A 17,541-nucleotide genomic window follows, 5' to 3' on the forward strand; every position below is an offset into this window, starting at 1 on the left:
ATTGCGGCTTATCGTCACATTCGCTGTTCCATCGAGCCTGCGGCTGTGCTACGCTGAGGAAACTAGATTCCACTGGAACGGGATGTATGACGTGACAGCCTTTACCTCTACCTATATCGTTCTGACGGCTCTGGCCGGCGTCCTGAACGTTTTTGTCGCCCTCTATGCCCTGATGAGCAGGGCTTTGTTCTCGGGCAAGCTCGTCTTCATCCTGATGGCGCTGGCCAATTCCTTCTATACGTTCGGAGCCGCATTGGAGAAGACGTCCGAGACTCTTGACGGCATGATGCTCTGGACGACCGTCCAGTATGCCGGGATGCCTTTCTCCGCGGTGCTCACCTTGCTGCTCGCGCTCCACTTTCTCGGCAAGGCCGACCTGATTCCCGCTTGGGGACGCTGGCTTCTGTTCGTCATCCCCTCCATTACCTTTCTCCTTGTTCTGACCAACAGCCATCATCATCTTTTCTACCAGGACATCTACTTCCATAGGGGTCCGTCCACGCCGACGATGGATTTCACGATGGGCGAATGGTACGTGGTCCATGGCTGCTACACCTTCGGCACCCTTTTCGCGGCTCTCTGCCTCATGTTCCAGGCGCTGCTCCGTCCCGGGAACAAAGCTTATCGCCGCCAGCTGATCGCTTTGTTCGCGGGAATCCTGCTTCCGATTACAGCCTCGCTCCTCTACTTGCTGGGCTTCAGTCCGAACGGAGTCGATCCCGTGCCGGTCGTGCTCTGCTTCACGAGCCTTCTGTTCGTCTATGCCTTCCTGTCCACGGACAAAATGGCCCTGCTTCCCGTCGCGCGGGAAAACGTCATGGAGAGCATGGGAGAAGGCGTGCTCGTGCTGGACGCTTCCTGGCGCCTGCTCGACAGCAACCGTTCCGCCCGCGTTCTGCTGCCCGCGCTGGCGCGCTCCGCCCTGGGGCAGAGCCTGGGCAGCCTCGAGCTTCCGGACGGAGCCGCCGCCGCCTTCCGCAGCGCCTGGGAGCAGCCGGGCAAGCCTTATTCGTTCGCTAGCCCTCCGCTGCCGGGCGAAGAGCCTCGCTGGTGCGAGGTCTACGCCGCTCCCATCTCGAGAGGCGGGGGACAAGCCGGCGGCTGCCTGCTTGTGCTGAGCGACATTACGGAGAGGCGAAGCCTGCAGGAGGAGCTCAAGCGGCTGGCCTCCCGCGACCCGCTGACGGGAATTCTCAACCGCGGCGCCTTCATGCGCGAAGCGGAGGAAGCGCTTGGCCGCTGCTTCGGCGACGGACTTCCCGTCTCGATGATTCTGTTCGACATCGACCACTTCAAAGGCATCAACGACACGCTCGGTCATGAAGCCGGCGATTCCGCCTTGCTGCACGCCGTCTCCGTATGCAGCTCTCTGCTCGGCCCAGACGTCCTGTTCGCGCGCTACGGCGGCGAAGAATTCGTGCTGCTGCTGCCCGGCATCGACAGCTTCACGGCCGAAAAGCTGGCGGAATCCATCCGCATGGCGCTGGAGAGCACTCCTGCCCTCGACCCGGACGGACGTCCGCTCGGCATCCGGGCAAGCTTCGGCGTCGCCGGCTTCGGCAGGGCGGCGCTGCCCGTGCAGGATGGCTACCGGGCGTTGTTCCGCTCCGCCGACCAAGCTCTTTATGCAGCCAAAGAGCAAGGAAGGAACCGCGTCATCTCCGCTCCGTCTTCATGAAGCTCCCTGTCCCGAAGCCGAATCTCCTTTCGGGCTGCCGCCGGCATGACGCTCCTCCAATCTTGCCTTTCGGAGGGAAGGGTTGCGCTCTCTTTATAACCGAGTATAATAGTCGGTATAAATGGGTTTGGAGAACAGGAGAGAAGCCGATGACGAATGCGCAAAAGTATGCTCAGTGGATGGATGACCAGCTGGATCTGTACAATTACGCGGTGCGGATCGGCGACGATCCATGGCGGCGCGAGCTGCTGCAGCAGCTGCAGGACAAAGAAAGCTTCCAGGAGCAGCTGCTCCGGGATGAGGCCCGTTCGAAGCTCTGGAGCGAATTCGAGGAAATCAACCGCAGGCTGGAAGGCCTATACGGCCGCCTGAAGGAAGCGGAGAACGACGAGATTCGCGCCCGGCTGTGGGAAGCGGCCTGGAAGCTCCGCAAGGAACGCTCGCGTCTGGCCGCCCGCCTCCGCCAGAGCGCAGAGGAAGTTAGCCGGCAGCCAGGCAGGAGCAGCCTGAAAGGGTAGGAGATAAAAAAAGGGTATCCAGCCGCAGCCGGCCGGATACCCTTTTGCATTTGTTTTAGGCGTTCAGCCCGGATTGGCCGCTTGCCTTGCCGCCTTCCGGCTCGGGATCGTCCTGCTGCTCGACCTTCTCGCTCGGCACTTCGGCGCCTCCCTTGCCGACTTCGGCCTCCTCGCTCTCGACTTCCTCGCGCACCGACTTGTCCTTCTCTGCGAATGATTCCATGTCCTCATCCCTTTCCCGCATAGTAAGCCTCATGTTCTTCCTTCAACGGTTTCCCGGATTTAGAAACGCCTTCCCTGTCTCGCTGTTCAAAGAGCGTTCCCGAACGATGGCAAGCCCATACCGGAATCATCGGCGCAAGAGGACTTCACGGCTGGACGGGGCGGCGACATCGCTCGCCGCGAGCCTGGGCACGGGGCGGAGGAGCCGCCGGCCATAAAAAAGCCGGCCCGGAAAATCCGGCCGGCTGTCGAGCACTCAGTTGTACTGCATCGGAATTTGCTTGCTTCTCCAGAGACTCAGCTCATCGGTCAGCTTGCCGCCATTGCGGTCGGAGACTTTGAGGAAGTTGGACAGCTTGAGCAGCAGCGGGCTCTTGGAGACATCTCCGTCCGCCACGGCTTTCTTGTAGGCTTCAACCGCCTTGGCATCGATGACTTTGCTCTCGTAATCGAACAAAGGCGTGTTGTTGCTGCCATAAAAGACGTTCCACTTGGTCAGGTGGTACATGGACTCCACCTTGGCCTTGCGGTTCGATGACGGATAGCTGCGCAGGAATTTCTCCTGGGCCAGGTTGCGCTGCAGCAGCTCTCCCCAGCCGATGATGATCGCCGCATCTCTAAGCGTCGGCTTCGACGTCTCGAGGGACATCATCGCGATATATGCGGCGATATCGGCCCCGACATGGGATTTGTAGGCTTCATAGGACACATAATCGATTTCGGGGAAGTACATTCCTTCCGCCGTGGAGATGCGGTAGCCTTGGCTGCGGGCTTCGCCGAGCAGCTTCTTCGTCTTCTCGTCGGCCGCGTTTTTGATCAGCGAATCGATCGAGCCGCTGCTTCCCTTGCGCCAAGCCGCGTCGATCGACTTCTGCACGGAGCTCGCGGCGATGCGGTCCTGCAGCGATTCCAGCCCGGCAGTCTGCGCATTCTCCAGACGCAGCACCATCATGGAGGCCGTCCATTTGTCGGCTTCGCCAATATGCTTGTTCAAATAGGCAACGGCCTGGCCCAGCGTTTTGGAGCTGGATGCCAGCCTGATATATTCGTTGTACATCTTCTTGATCGCTGCCGCATTTCCGGGAACGGCGGTTATGGCCGCTTCGCCTGCTGCGGGTGCCGGCTGGCCTTCGAGGGCAAATACAGCGCCGCCTCCGGAGAGAGCCATCGTCAAAGCCAAAAGAGAGCCTGCGGTTCGTTTCCAAGTCTTGTTCATCATGTTGTTCCTCCCTGATCATTCCGCTTTTGCTTCAGGTGCGCACCCTGCTTACCCTTTCAGACGGTATATACACGGGAAGGTTGCAAGAGAATCAAAGTCCGCTCCGCATTCATGCGAGTCATGCCGGTTCAGCGGCCCGCATACCCTATTAGGGACAGGTATCCAGCAGCATCGAGACGGAGGTGAATGCAATGGCATGCGAAGTAACATGCGAGGTCAGCAGCTGCAAGAACTGGTCTCTCAACAACGTCTGCGCGGCGGCAGCGATCACAGTGGCGCTGTCCGGCGAGCGGACGGACCGCAAGGCCGAGGAAGCGGGCTGCCGTACGTTCGAGCCCAGACAGCAGGAAGCTACCGCCTGATTTCCTTCTTCTCCGCTCTTCCGAAGCGGCGTGCAGGCGTCATGCGCTCAACTGCCGGCAGTTGGAACGGTGCCGGCCGAGCCGGCGGCGGTCGAAAGCCTGTCGGTCTGCCAAACGACAAAAAGGCGCCTAGGCGCCTTTTTGTCGCGGCATTTATTTCTGCAGATCCAGACAGCCGCTCAGAGGAGCCGGTTCAAAGCCTGGGCTTCGACTTCCAGCTGCTCCGCAGCATCTCCGATCGAATGGAACTCCGCTACGGCCTCCCGGATCCGGGCTCGGCTGTCCCGCATCGCGGACTGCGACCTGCGGGTGTCTTGGCTGAGCCGGCCGATCTTTCCGGATATGGCCTCGACCGTCTCCTCGATCTCCTTGGCGGAGGTCTGCACTCTCTGGGCGAGCTTTCTCACTTCCGTCGCCACGACATTGAACCCCCGTCCATGCTCCCCGGCATGCGCAGCTTCGATCGCCGCGTTCAGGCCGAGCAGATGCGTCTGGGACGAAATCTCTCCGATGATCTGGACGATGCCGCCGACCGCTTCGGCCTGCTGCTCCAGATCCAGAAGAAAGCCGAGCTTCGACTCGCTGTCTTCGACCAGTTCCTCGAACGTCGCCGCAATGCGCTCATTGCGCCCGATGCCGACTTCTGTCCGCTCCCGCAGCTCCTCCGCCATTCCCGTCAGCTTCTCCCTCACGCCCGCGGCTGCGGCTTCGCGTTCCGTAATATCGGTCGCCACCTTCAAGACGGCCTTCACGCCGCCGTCGGCTCCGATAATCGGCATATAGGTCGCTTCCAGCCACAGCTTCCTCCCGTCCTTGGCCAGACGCAGAATCTTCTCCTGGAATTTGCGGCCTTTCCTCAATTCTTCCCATAGCTTCAGATAGGCCTCGCTGGCTGCAAATTCAGCCGTGCAAAACTCCCTGTGATGCAGGCCCGGCAGCTCGTCCTTCCGGTATCCCATTGCCGCGGCAAAGTTTTCATTGGCCCAGAGCACATTTCCTTGGGCATCGAACTCGATCATCGCCAAAGCCTGCTCAAGCGCAGCCAGGACGGAATTCCCCTCCAGCACTTGCGTGCTCTCAGGTGTTAGGTGGGCTATTGTACTCAAAGATGACACTTCCCCGCGGCTGGTTTAGGAATCTAGATGTCGGCAGGCATATGGACGTTCATTACCCTTCATTCGGCGGCTTGAACCGTTTCTGTTCACCATTGAGAAAACTATTTTTCGGCGGGAATACGACCTTCATCGCCATCATGCTCAGAAACCGCTCCCCCGAACGGATCTCCGCGCACAAAAAAGCCCGCCGGCAGCATGGCTCCGGCAGGCCCGTCGATCCCTTTTCCCAATGCAAGGCCCCGATTTCCCAAAGCCTCCTTACCCTTTTGCTTGCTTGCGGAACATGCCGTACAGCTTGCCGATCGTAGCGGTATTGATATCCATATTGTTCTCGTAGGCATACTTGACCGCGTAGCCGAGCGCCAGCGTCATCGCTCCCGCCACCGAAGCTCCGGCTACGGACCCCGCTCCGGGAAACAGCTTCAGCACTTGCCTGAATACGCTTTTGCCGATATTGCCGACCACAGTGGCGACGACGAGCTCGCGCGCCGTCTCCTTGCTGATCGGCTTGCCGTACAAGACGGCCAGCCTCGTCAGCAGTCCGATCTGCACCGCCGTGATCGGCACGATATCCGCACCGGGAATCGGAGCCGCTCCGATGGCCGATGCGGAGGCGGCCGCTCCGAGGATCCACTTGTTAGCCGCCGCCGATTTCTCCTTGAGATTTTTCGCGAACAGCAGATCCTTGGACTTTTTTCGGAGCAGCTCCAGAATGGCGGCCCTCAGCGCTTCGATATTCTCGCCGGTGCGGGAGGAGACGGGAACGACATCGTACTTGCCTCCGGTCTCCTGCTTCACCCTTGCCGTGATGCGGTCGACCTCGTCCGCCGCATCGATCTTGTTGAGCACGATCAGAATATTCGGATTCGTGTCCCGGATCGCCTCGAAGGAGCGCTTCTCCGCCTCCGAATATACCGTTCCGGCTGCATTCAGGAAGAACAGGATGATGTCCGCCTGACGGTAATAATCCATCGTCTGCTGCGAATTCTCCACCCGCACGTCGTTCAAGCCCGGCGTATCGACAAAGAAGATCCGCTCCTTGAACAGGTACGGGCGGATATCGGCCGTTTCTCCAGGCTCCGCCCCGACTGCCGCCACCGTCTCGCCGACAATGCGGTTGAGGGTCGAGGATTTGCCGGCGTTCACGTCGCCGACGAGCGCGATCAGAATATCCTGGTCGAGCTCCCTGCCGATCTCGGCCATATGCTGCTCGTACTGCGCCTCCGCGGCTCGTCTCCATTCGACTTCCCAGCCGGAAGCTGCGGGCAGAAGCTCATTCAAGCGTTCCCCGAGAGGAGGCGAGAGCAGGCTGGAGTCCGGGCGGGAATCATCCATGCCGGCTGCAAGCGCACACATGGAGCCTCCTTCAGCCGGGTGGACCAGCAGAGCGCCGGCGCTCTGCTGGCTCGACGCCTGATCCAGCTCGGCAGCGGCGGCATAAGCATCCGCGGCATCCCCTCCCGAGGGCGCCGCCGCGCTTGCCCCGTCCTCGGAGCCATCCGGGAACGCCGCCTCGTACGATGCGATGCCATCCGTCAGCGATGCGGGGGCGCCTGAGGCTTCGGATGAAGCCGCTCCGGCAGGCAATCCGGCCGCCGCCGCACGCCCCGCTTCGATCATGGCATCCGCCTCGCCTTGCATGGCCTCCTCGGCCATTTTCCGAACGCGATCCGCTTCCGGCAATTCCCGTCCCTCGTCGTGTCCATATACCCGCTCTTCCATTCCCAGTTCTCCCTTCGGCTCTTCCGTATTCGACCGTCATGAAGTCTTTCTCTCTCTTACCTCGAAAAGGCCCGGCGTGAATCTCTGGCGAAGCGCCGCGCAGCGGAAGAAAAGGTTGCCCGCACCGCGCCGCGGGTATGATAGCCTCATAACCGTAAAACCAAGGAGGTCCGCTATGAAACCCGTTCCCGAGCATCGCCCTTCCGTCCGAACATTTTCATTCCGCGATGACGGCAGCATTCCCAACCATCACAGCCTTCCCGTCCTTCTCTATCCTTCGGCCGTCTCCGGGCCGGGACGGATGGAGCCGCTCTTCGCCTCCAACGGATGGGGAAATACGTGGACGAACGGAGTCTTTTCCTATCATCACTACCACAGCAATGCCCATGAGGCGCTCGGCGTCGTGCGCGGCAGCGCCAAGCTCCAGCTGGGAGGAGAGCAAGGAGAGATCGTCGAGGTTCAGGCAGGCGACGTGATCGTCCTGCCGGCAGGAACCGGACACAAGAAGCTTCAGGCGAGCGCCGATTTCCTTGTCTCCGGCGGTTATCCCGGAGGCATGGATTACAACATCCGCACAGGCAAGCCCGGCGAGCGTCCGCGCGTTCTGGAGGAGATCCGGCTCGTGCCGATGCCCGTCTCCGATCCCGTCTTCGGAAGGGAAGGACCGCTTCTGACGCTGTGGGACCAAACCGAAGGGTTCAAATAGAGAATACGGCGGACTTGGCCGCAACATTGGAGCCGGCTGCTCCGGCGAAAGCAACGATGGAGCCGGCCCCTTTCCATACCTGCGCAGGAGAAGCATAAGTCAGGCATGGAATAGGTATCGAAAGATAACCCTTCTTTATTTCCTTTTTTCGGCTTAAAATAGAAGTGAGTAATCACTTTTTTGAAGGAGATGAAGCCTCCATGGATCATCCAACGCTTCCAGCCGCCGACCTGCGGCAGATTACCCGCCGCCTGGGCAATCGTGAAGTGCTGAGGAACCTCAGCCTGCAGATTCCTCGCGGCCGGCTGACCGGCCTGCTCGGCCCGTCGGGCTCCGGGAAGACAACGCTTGTCAAGCTGCTGGCCGGCATCGACAAGGCCGATGAAGGCGAAGTGACCGTTCTTGGCCGGAGCATGCCAGCCTTGCCCGTGCTGCAGCGCATCGGGTATATGGCGCAGTCGGACGCTCTCTATGCCGATCTGACCGCCAAGGACAATCTGGTCTTCTTCGGGAAGCTCTACGGGCTGCGCGGAAGCCGATTGCAGGAAAGGATCGCCGCCGTAATGGCGCTCGTCGCCCTGGACGATCATCTCCACAAGAGCGTCGCAGCCTATTCCGGAGGCATGAAGCGGCGGCTGTCGCTGGCCATCTCGCTGCTGCACGAGCCGGAGCTGCTGCTGCTCGACGAGCCGACGGTCGGCATCGACCCCGTGCTGCGCCAATCCATCTGGCGGGAGCTGCTGCAGCTGCGCGACGGCGGTACGACGATTCTGATGACGACTCACGTCATGGACGAAGCCGAGAAATGCGACTCCATCGCCTTCATCCGCAGCGGCGAGCTGACCGCCGCCGGATCTCCGCGCGAGCTGATGGAGCGCAGCGGCGCCTCCAGCATCGAGCAGGCGTTCATCGCCATGGGAGAGGGTGTCACCGCATGAGGACGCGTGCTCTCGCCTACCGCATCATCCGCCAGTTCCTGCGCGACAAGCGCACGCTCGCGCTGCTGTTCCTGGCGCCGCTGCTCGTGCTGACGCTCATGCATTTCGTCTTCGGCGGCGCCTCCCCGGCCCCTTCCATCGGCCTCGTCACCGTCCCGGGGACTTCGCAGGAGACCGTGTCCCAACAGCTTCGTCAGGCCGGTGCGACCATCCGCGGCTATGGAGACTCCAAGTCGGGAGAGACCGCTCTGGAGCATGGGGATATCGACGCTCTGCTGGATCTGGGAGGCGCCGCGCCGCGCATCGCGCTGGAGGGAACCGATCCTGCCGTATCCAAGGCGTCGCTCGGGCTTCTCCAACAAGCTCTTTCCCCCGGCGCCGCGGCATCCGGGAGCATGGACGGCAAGCTGCAGGTGGACTACCTGCACGGCTCCGCAAGCCTAAGCTCCTTCGACGCCTTCGGCCCCGTGCTCGTCGGCCTGTTCGGGTTCTTCTTCGTCTTCCTGCTGGCCGGCGTTTCCTTCCTGCGCGAGCGGACGACCGGGACGCTGGAGCGGCTGCTGGCCGCGCCGATCCGCAGATGGGAAGTCGTCGCCGGCTATCTGGGCGGATTCGGCTTGTTCACTCTGCTTCAAGCCGCCCTCATCGCCTGGTACTCCACGTCGGTGCTTGGCTTGTATATGGAGGGCTCCTTCTGGCTGCTCATGCTCGTGAACCTGCTGCTGGCGCTGACGGCGCTCACTCTCGGCACGCTCCTCTCCACTTATGCGGGCAACGAGTTCCAGATCATTCAATTCATCCCCCTCGTCATCGTGCCGCAAGTGTTCTTCTCCGGCCTCTTCAACCTCGATGCCATGAATGAATGGCTGAGGCATATCCGCCTTGTCATGCCCCTCTATTACGGCGCCGACGCGCTGAAGGGCGTCATGCTGAGGGGAGAAGGGCTTGCCTCCATATGGCCTGATCTCGCCGTGCTGTTCGGCTTCTCCCTGTTGTTCGCCCTGCTCAATGTGCTGGCGCTCAAGAAGCAGCGCTCCATTTAAACGAGCCTGCCGGCTGTGTTACGATGGACGCCATAAGGAGTTGGCAATGATGAACGATGAGAGAGAACCATGGCTGGAGGAGCTGCTGCAGGGCGGCGAAGGCAAGATGACCGACAAGCAGGCGCGCATCATCGCCGCCGCAGCGGATCTGTTCGCCGAGAAAGGGTATGCCTCCTCCTCCACGAGCGAGATCGCCTCCAGGGCGGGCGTTGCCGAAGGAACGATATTCCGCCACTACAAGACGAAGAAGGACCTGCTGCTGACGATTGCGAAGCCGGCGATCATCAAGCTGCTGGCCCCCTTTCTGCTGCGGGAATTCAAGGACGTGCTCCATGCCCGCTACGGCGCCTACGAGGAGTTCCTCCGGGCCATGGCTACGAACCGGCTGCAGTTCATTTCCCAGAACAAGCGGCTGTTCAAGGTGCTGCTCCAGGAGCTGCCCTTCCACCCCGAGCTTCAGCAGCAGGCCAGGGAAACGCTGATGCCGCTCGTCCTTCCCCAGCTGCTGTCGGTCATTCGGAAGTTCCAGGACGAGGGCAGCCTCGCCCCGCTGCCGCCCTTGACCGTTCTCCGGCTTACCGCCTCCGGCATCATGGGCTATATCCTCGCCCATCTGGTCGCCGCCGATCAGAACGCCGACGGCTGGGACGAGACGGCCGAGCTCGAAGCGACGATCGCGTTTCTGGCGAAGGGGCTCGCACCCTGACAAGTCCGTCCAGAGGGGAAGGAAGCGGCGCTTCACCCCTCAGGCGGGAAGCCTTCGAGATCGAGGCGGGGTCCCCGTCAGCCCGGCTTCCGACTGATTATGCCCGCCCGCCCGAGGCGGGCTTTTTGGCGAGGCTCCGCTGCCTTGATTAACCGGCCGCCTCCGAAGGTTAATGATGCGGAAACGACAAGCAGAAGGGTGATTTCCGCACGATGGAGCGCAACCATACGATGATGCAGTTTTTTGAATGGCATGTACCCGCCGACGGCCGCCATTGGCAGCGGCTCAAGGAAAGGTCCGCCGAGCTTAAGGCAGCCGGCATTGATGCCGTCTGGATCCCTCCCGCCACCAAAGCCTCCTCTCCGGAGGACAACGGCTACAGCATCTACGACCTGTACGATCTGGGCGAATTCGACCAGAAGGGCGCTGTCCGCACGAAATACGGGACGAAGGCGGAGCTGCTCGAAGCTATTCAGGCCTGCAAGCTGGAAGGCATCGCCGTCTATGCGGATCTCGTCATGAACCATAAGGCCGGCGCGGACGAGAAGGAGAAGTTCAAGGTGGTCGAAGTCGAAGGCGACAACCGCCAGGAGGAGATATCCGATGCCCGTAACATCGAGGGATGGACGAGATTCACGTTCCCCGGACGCGGCGGCAAGTACTCGGACTTCACCTGGAACTTCAACCATTTCAATGGAACCGACTTCGACGCCAAGCGGGACGAGACCGGCGTATACCGCATCCTCGGCGAGAACAAGGACTGGAACGAGAATGTCGACGACCAGTTCGGCAACTACGACTACCTGATGTTCGCCAACATCGACTACAACAACCCTGAGGTCAGGGAAGAAATGATCAAATGGGGCAAATGGCTGGTCAAGGAAACGGGCGTGGACGGCTTCCGGCTGGACGCGATCAAGCATATCGACCATACGTTCATCCGTGATTTCGCCCATGCCGTCCGGGAAGATCAGGACGGTCCGTTCTACATTGTGGGCGAGTTCTGGAACAGCATTCCGGAGGACTGCTTCGCTTATCTGGATGCGGTGGAGAGCAGCGTCGACCTGTTCGACGCCCCCCTTCATTACCGGTTCAAGGAAGCGGCCCAGGCCGGTCAAGGCTTCGACCTGCGCACGATCTTCGACGGCTCCATCGTCAAGGAACGCCCTCTGGAGGCGGTGACGCTCGTCGACAACCATGACACCCAGCCGGGGGAAGCGCTGGAATCGTGGGTGGACGACTGGTTCAAGCAGAGCGCATATGCGCTTATCCTGCTCCGCAAGGACGGCTATCCGGTCGTTTTCTACGGAGATTATTACGGCATCGGCGGAGAGGCTCCGGTGGAAGGCAAGAAGATGGCCATCGACCCGCTGCTGTACGCCCGCTATCACCGCGCTTACGGCGATCAGGACGACTACTTCGACGATCCGAATGTGATCGGATGGGTGCGCAGGGGCGTGCAGGAATTCGAGCGCTCCGGATGCGCGGTCGTGGTCTGCAACAAGGAGGAATGCTCCAAGCGGATGTTCGTCGGCGAGGAACGCTCCGGCCAGGTGTGGGTCGATCTTACCAATACCCGCGCGGAGCGGATCGTCATCGGCGAGGACGGATTCGCTGATTTCCCGGTAAATGGCGGCAGCGTCTCGGTATGGGCGCTGCCCGAGTTCGACGTAGAGCCTGAGGGCGGCGAATAGGACGCCCCGCAGATCATTTCCATTTGCAGACCGGCTTGCCTGCAAAGAAGAAGAAGAGCAGGAGCAGCGTCTCAAAGCCTGAGCCTGCAGCCTGTCCCCCAAAAAAGGAGAGCTGTGACCATGAATGTAATCGACTCCCTGGAAATGACCCGTTCGGAGCTTGTGGAAGAGGTCCATGCCATACCCGTTGATCTGCTGACGCAGAAGCCCGCGGGAGGCGGCTGGTCCGTCATGGAGATCCTCGAGCATCTGTCGCTGCTGGAGGCGCGCATCGTCAAGGGCATCGAGGCCTCGCTGCTGGCCCCGGAACGCGCCGATCTCCGCCCTGCCCCGCTGGAGCTCGTCAAGGACCGCTCCCGCAAGCTTCAAGCTCCAAGCCAGGCCGAGCCTTCCGGGCGCTACCATACGCTCGCAGATGCGCTGGAGGCTCTCCATGGCGCGCGGCAGCGCACGCTCGAAGCTCTGGCTTCGTCGATAGGCACCGACGCCATGGACAGCCACGGCTTCGACCACCCTGCGTTCGGGCCGATGAGCGCCAAGCAATGGGTGGAGCTGATTCCGCTCCATGAAGCGCGCCACCTGGATCAGATCCGGGAGGTTGCCGCAGACCTGAAGAGCGGAAGCTGACCGACATCACTTGCCGAAGCTTGCTGGTATTAGATAGACCGTATCCCGCCTAAGGCGGATACGGTCTTTTTTGCGCGCATGCTCCTATGGCATTCGCCGAAGCAAAAAACCGCCTCCCGCCGAAAAGAGCGGCAAAGGCGGCATTTCCTTTCGCTTCGTCTGGATAAAGCATTATTTACCCCCTGCTAGGAATATTTTTCCCCCTATTGCTTTCACGTTAAATGCCTTATTGTGGTAGCAAGAGACCTTCCAATGTCTCCCACTCTATCGCAAAGGAGGCCTGTCGCCGACCCGGAGGAACCCCGTTCCCGCCACGGATCAGACAGAAGGAACTTCATTTATCCATCTTACAGGAGGCATGATTAATGAGTGTACGAATGAATGACAGCCGCATGTTCATCTGGAAGCTGGCAGCCGCTTTCGCGTTGATGCTGCTGGCCCTCGCCTGCGCCAAAGCCTTTGCTGGAAGCGCCTCCGCGCATGGCTATATCGATTCCCCGTCCAGCCGCTCCAAGCTGTGCAGCACCGGCGTCAACACCGGCTGCGGCGCGATTCAGTACGAGCCTCAGAGTCTTGAGGCCAAAGGCAACTTCCCGACAGGCGGCCCGGCCGACGGCCAAATTACGGGCGCAGGCGCCTTCCCGGAGATGAATGTGCAATCCGCGACGCGCTGGAGCAAAGTCAACCTGAGCGGCGGCACGAACACGTTCACGTGGAAGCTGACGGCCCGCCATGCCACGGCCGAATGGAAATACTACATCACCAAAAAAGGCTGGGATCCGAACAAGGCGATCGCCCGAGCGGATCTGGAGCAGTTCTGCTACATCAAGGATACAGGCAAGCAGCCTGAAGCCACCGTCACGCATACTTGCAGCGTGCCGACCGACCGCAGCGGCTACTACGTCATCCTCGGCGTCTGGGAAATCGCGGACACCGGCAACGCCTTCTACCAAGCCATCGACGTCAACCTGACGAACGGCGGCGGCACGCCGGCCGACACGACAGCTCCATCTGTCCCGGGCAACCTGCGCTCCACGACGGTATCTTCCACCAGCGTAGGCCTCGCCTGGAACTCCTCCTCCGACAATGTCGGCGTTACCGGCTACAAAGTCTATCGCGGCACGACGCTGCTGGCCACCGTGTCCGGCTCCACGACGACCTACACGGCAACCGGCCTGACGGCCGGCACCGCCTACAGCTTCACGGTCCAGGCCGTTGACGCCGCAGGCAACGCCAGCGCTTCCAGCGCCCCCCTGAACGTCACGACGCCGACGGGCTCCACGCCGGACACGACGGCTCCGACCGTGCCTGGCGGCCTTCATATCCATACCTTCGACGCCTCCAGCATCTCGCTCATGTGGAGCGCTTCGACGGATAACGTAGGCGTCACCGGCTACCGCATCTACAACGGCTCCACCCTGGTCGCCACCGTCTCCGGTACGACGCTCGAGTACAAGGTGAGCGGCCTCAGCGCCGGCACCTCCTACACTCTGAGCGTGCAGGCTGTCGATGCGGCCGGCAACGTCAGCCCGTCGGCGACCGTTGCCGGCAAGACTTCCGACTCCACGACGCCGCCGACCGGCCCTCAAGCCTGGGCCGCTGGCGTCGCCTATAAAATAGGCGATCTCGTCACTTACGGCGGCAAGACGTATTCCTGCCGCCAGAACCACACCTCCCTGACAGGTTGGGAGCCGCCATCGACGCCGGCCCTGTGGCTGCTGCAAACCTGACGAGGCTTCCGATCCAAAAAAGGAGAATAGCGAAGAGCCCCTGCCTCCGGCAGGGGCTTTTTCGGCCTATAACCAGCTATTCGGAAAAGGAATATCAAGACAGGTATTCGAAGTGCTAAACTAGGTAAAAGACTAGCAAGCGCGGCACAAGGAGGCCCTTCATGAGTACCCCCACCCTTAAGGACAAGCTGCTGAGCCGGCAGAGCGGCATCATCACCTACGGCATGACCCCGCCCAAAAATACGCATCCGGCGGAGAAGGTGAGGGAAATCGCCGACAAGCAGATCGAGCGTCTGCAGGGCATCGGCCTCGACGGCCTCGTGCTGTACGACGTCCAGGACGAAGCCCAGCGCACCGACAAGGACCGGCCCTTCCCCTATCTGGCCTCGCTTGATCCGACCGCCTATTATCGGGACTATCTCCAGCAGGAGCTCGGCCTTCCGGCTGTCATCTACCACTGCGTCGCCGGCGGGAGCCGAAGCGAGCTGGAGGAATGGATTCACCAGAACCGCGACGAGCAGCGTTATTCGGTGTTCGTCGGCGCCTCGTCGAGCAGGCAGCAGGTGCAGGTCAAGCTGCCCGAAGCCTATCGTCTGGGCACCAGCTTGAACGAGAAGCTGATGCTCGGCGGCGTCGTCATCCCGGAACGGCACCGGGGCAAGGGAGACGAGCATCTGCGCGCGCTCCACAAGCAGGAGTCCGGCTGCGCCTTCTTCATCTCCCAGGCGACCTACGACGTGGAGGCGTCCAAAAGCTTTCTGTCCGACTACTACTACCACTGCCGCGACAACGGCATCGGCATGGCGCCGATTCTGTTCAATCTGGCGCCATGCGGCTCCGCGAAAACGCTGGAGTTCATGAAGTGGCTCGGCATCAGCATCCCCAAGTGGCTCGAGAACGAGCTGATTCATTCCCACGATATTCTGGACAAATCGGTCCAGCTCTCGCGGGAGACCTTCCGCGAGCTGTATCAGTTCGGCCTGGAGAAGGGCATCCCGATCGGCTGCAGCATCGAGAGCGTATCGACCCGCAAGGTCGAGATCGAAGCTTCCATTCAGCTGGTGAAGGACATCAAATCCGATATGAGACGCTGAAGCCCTGCCTCAGGCAGAAGGCAGCTGGCGGGTTTGCAGGACGAAGAGCGCCTCGGCGCTCTTTTTTTCATTGTGCCGTCCGCGCCCATTGACAGCGAAGCCCTACCCCATTATATTCGTTGTACATACAAAATTGAAAGGAGATGGTTGATCCATGGATACCAATCCTCAAGCTCAACAGGGACCGGATGACGGCTTCCTGGATACATGCCTGTTCTTCACCGCCAACCGTCTCGGACGCGCCATCACCCGAATGGCGGAGGAGGAATTTGCGCCGACCGGACTGACGCCCATGTACGGCTATGTCATCCGCCTCGTCAATGGATCGCCGGGCATCTCGCAGAAGGAGCTGGCCTCCAAGCTCTCCATCGCGCCCTCCACTCTGACCCGCTTCATCGACAAGCTGGAGATTCGGCGGCTTGCCGAGCGCCGTGTCGACGGCAAAACCGTCCGCGTCTATCCGACGCCCAAAGGACTGGAGCTTGGCGATACGATCGTCGAGGCTTCCCGCAGCCTTCGCGTCCGCTACGAGGAGCTGCTCGGACCCGAGATGGCCCGCAAGCTGTCGGAAGATTTGAAGACCGCCAGCGGAACGCTGGAATAACCGCCCTTAAATCCGGACTTCGCCAAGCTGCAAGACTTGCGGAGATTCGTTTTCATATATTGTATGTACAACTAAAATTAAAGGCGGTCTGATTCTTGAACCTCAATCCTCCGCAAGCAAAGCCGCTCCATTACGGCTGGTTCGTGCTGGCCGTCACATTCGTCACGCTGCTTGTGTCCGCAGGCGTCCGCTCCATGCCGAGCCTGTTCATGCTCCCCTTCCAGAACGAATTCGGCTGGAGCAGGGGCAGCATCTCGGGCGTCGTCTCCATCGGAATCCTGCTCTACGGACTGGCCGGCCCCTTCTCGGCCGCCCTCCTGCTCCGATTCGGCATCAAGCGTGTCGTTGTGCTCTCTCTGGCCGCTCTCGCCGCAAGCCTGGCTCTGACTCCGTTCATCACCCGCCTATGGCAATTCGAGCTGCTGTGGGGCGTCCTGTCCGGCCTCAGCACCGGCATGATGGCCAATGTGCTCGGGGTGACCGTCGCCAGCCGGTGGTTCGTCAAGCGCCGCGGACTCGTCGTCGGCATGCTGACCGCCAGCGCCGCCACCGGCCAGCTGCTGTTCCTGCCGCTGCTGGCGAAGATCACCGTCGGCTCCGGATGGAGAACGGCGGTGCTTGCGGCGGTCGCGGCGGTCATTGCCGTCCTGCTGCTCGTCGCCCTGTTCATGAAAGACCATCCTCATCAGGCTGGTCTCGCCCCTTACGGATCCGACGACACATCGCCGCCAGAACCGTTCCGCGGCAATGTGTTCCTCGGCCCGCTGCAGGCGCTGCGCGATGCGGCCCGGACGCCGGTGTTCTGGCTGCTCTCCGGCACCTTTTTCTTCTGCGGGTTCTCGACCAACGGCCTGATCGGCACCCACCTCATTCCCGCCTGCGGCGATGCCGGCATCGCCGCCGTGACGGCCGCCGGGCTGCTGGCGCTCATGGGCATGTTCGACCTCGTCGGGACGACCTTGTCGGGCTGGCTGTCCGACCGGTTCGACAGCCGCCGGCTGCTGTTCTGGTACTACGGGCTGCGCGGACTGTCCCTGCTCTTCCTGCCATACGCCCTCCATGCAAGCCCCGTCAACCTGCTGATCTTTTCCGTCTTCTACGGACTGGACTGGATCGCCACGGTCCCTCCCACCGTCAAGCTGGCCGCGGAGGCGTTCGGCAAAGAGAGATCCGGCATGATCTTCGGCTGGATCGTCGTCTTCCACCAGATCGGCGCTTCAACGGCCGCTTATGGCGCCGGCCTGATCCGGGATTTCATGGGCAGCTATACCGTCGCATTCGCGATGGCTGGCTTCGCCTGCCTGTTCGCGGCTCTCATGGCCGTCCGTATCCGGGCCGCCGGAACGGTTAGCGGCAGCCTGGGGGCTTGAATAGGCTTGAAAAGAGATTAAAGCACGGCCCCAGCCTGCTCCTCGCCTCTGGTCCTTATTCCTGAGCCTCCGCCTCCCTATAGTCGGCCTTGCGGACGGCCGGCGACCGGCTCCCCGGCCTCTGGCTCCAAGGCGGGAGCCTGCATAGTGGGATCACGGCAAGAAAGCCCGGCTGCGGATGACCTTCATCCAT

Annotated in this window: 17 protein-coding genes; 13 read left to right on the forward strand and 4 right to left on the reverse strand. The window is 61.3% G+C overall.

Translation table 11 applies throughout. The features are described from left to right. Positions 1-91 precede the first annotated feature (91 nt). Positions 92-1,678 carry a histidine kinase N-terminal 7TM domain-containing diguanylate cyclase gene (locus VE23_RS15510; protein ID WP_069202607.1) on the forward strand — a complete coding sequence of 529 codons (1,587 nt, stop codon included), beginning with the start codon at positions 92-94 and terminating at the stop codon, positions 1,676-1,678. A 149-nt stretch (positions 1,679-1,827) separates the two neighbouring features. Further along, positions 1,828-2,196, forward strand: coding sequence for a hypothetical protein (locus VE23_RS15515; RefSeq protein ID WP_021881802.1), 369 nt, complete (start codon positions 1,828-1,830; stop codon positions 2,194-2,196). A 55-nt stretch (positions 2,197-2,251) separates the two neighbouring features. On the opposite strand, the gene VE23_RS15520 is transcribed toward VE23_RS15515, so the two are convergent. Next, entirely contained in the window at positions 2,252-2,419 is a 168-nt protein-coding gene (locus VE23_RS15520) for a hypothetical protein (RefSeq protein ID WP_021881801.1), read from the reverse strand. 255 nt (positions 2,420-2,674) lie between these two features. Next, positions 2,675-3,637, reverse strand: a complete 963-nt coding sequence (locus VE23_RS25950; RefSeq protein ID WP_157053974.1) for a hypothetical protein — start codon at positions 3,635-3,637, stop codon at positions 2,675-2,677. A 191-nt stretch (positions 3,638-3,828) separates the two neighbouring features. Between VE23_RS25950 and VE23_RS25955 the strand changes: the two genes are divergently transcribed. After that, positions 3,829-3,999: a DUF1540 domain-containing protein gene (locus VE23_RS25955; protein WP_083436304.1), complete on the forward strand. Its 171-nt coding sequence runs from the start codon at positions 3,829-3,831 to the stop codon at positions 3,997-3,999. Positions 4,000-4,178: 179 nt separating this feature from the next. Here the strand turns inward: VE23_RS25955 and VE23_RS15530 are convergent, their stop codons facing one another. After that, positions 4,179-5,114, reverse strand: a complete 936-nt coding sequence (locus VE23_RS15530; RefSeq protein WP_021881799.1) for a methyl-accepting chemotaxis protein — start codon at positions 5,112-5,114, stop codon at positions 4,179-4,181. 258 nt (positions 5,115-5,372) lie between these two features. Further along, positions 5,373-6,836: a GTPase gene (locus VE23_RS27750; protein ID WP_332310173.1), complete on the reverse strand. Its 1,464-nt coding sequence runs from the start codon at positions 6,834-6,836 to the stop codon at positions 5,373-5,375. Positions 6,837-7,011: 175 nt separating this feature from the next. Between VE23_RS27750 and VE23_RS15540 the strand changes: the two genes are divergently transcribed. From VE23_RS15540 to VE23_RS15585, 10 genes are all read left to right on the forward strand, one after another. Further along, entirely contained in the window at positions 7,012-7,542 is a 531-nt protein-coding gene (locus VE23_RS15540; protein ID WP_048745223.1) for a cupin domain-containing protein, read from the forward strand. A 200-nt stretch (positions 7,543-7,742) separates the two neighbouring features. Further along, positions 7,743-8,480, forward strand: coding sequence for an ABC transporter ATP-binding protein (locus VE23_RS15545; protein WP_048745224.1), 738 nt, complete (start codon positions 7,743-7,745; stop codon positions 8,478-8,480). Then, complete coding sequence (locus VE23_RS15550; RefSeq protein ID WP_048745225.1) at positions 8,477-9,523, forward strand: ABC transporter permease; 1,047 nt, start codon at positions 8,477-8,479, stop codon at positions 9,521-9,523. The genes VE23_RS15545 and VE23_RS15550 overlap by 4 nt, the downstream gene beginning before the upstream one ends. A gap of 46 nt (positions 9,524-9,569) precedes the next feature. Continuing rightward, positions 9,570-10,229, forward strand: a complete 660-nt coding sequence (locus VE23_RS15555; protein ID WP_232316971.1) for a TetR/AcrR family transcriptional regulator — start codon at positions 9,570-9,572, stop codon at positions 10,227-10,229. Positions 10,230-10,441: 212 nt separating this feature from the next. Then, complete coding sequence (locus VE23_RS15560; protein ID WP_021879036.1) at positions 10,442-11,923, forward strand: alpha-amylase; 1,482 nt, start codon at positions 10,442-10,444, stop codon at positions 11,921-11,923. Between the two features lie 120 nt (positions 11,924-12,043). Next, positions 12,044-12,550, forward strand: a complete 507-nt coding sequence (locus VE23_RS15565) for a DinB family protein (RefSeq protein ID WP_049868475.1) — start codon at positions 12,044-12,046, stop codon at positions 12,548-12,550. 365 nt (positions 12,551-12,915) lie between these two features. Then, the gene (locus VE23_RS15570) at positions 12,916-14,280 is read left to right on the forward strand and encodes a lytic polysaccharide monooxygenase (RefSeq protein ID WP_049868476.1); all 1,365 of its coding nucleotides are present in this window, start codon (positions 12,916-12,918) and stop codon (positions 14,278-14,280) included. A gap of 161 nt (positions 14,281-14,441) precedes the next feature. Further along, positions 14,442-15,374: a methylenetetrahydrofolate reductase gene (locus tag VE23_RS15575; protein ID WP_049868477.1), complete on the forward strand. Its 933-nt coding sequence runs from the start codon at positions 14,442-14,444 to the stop codon at positions 15,372-15,374. A gap of 154 nt (positions 15,375-15,528) precedes the next feature. Continuing rightward, a complete protein-coding gene (locus tag VE23_RS15580) occupies positions 15,529-15,978 on the forward strand; it encodes a MarR family winged helix-turn-helix transcriptional regulator (protein WP_049868478.1) in 450 nt (149 codons plus the stop codon). 95 nt (positions 15,979-16,073) lie between these two features. After that, entirely contained in the window at positions 16,074-17,348 is a 1,275-nt protein-coding gene (locus VE23_RS15585; protein ID WP_049868479.1) for an MFS transporter, read from the forward strand. The last annotated feature ends 193 nt before the right edge of the window (positions 17,349-17,541 follow it).

Origin of the sequence: Paenibacillus sp. D9 (assembly GCF_001188365.1) — a bacterium.
GTDB lineage: Bacteria > Bacillota > Bacilli > Paenibacillales > Paenibacillaceae > Paenibacillus_O > Paenibacillus_O humicus.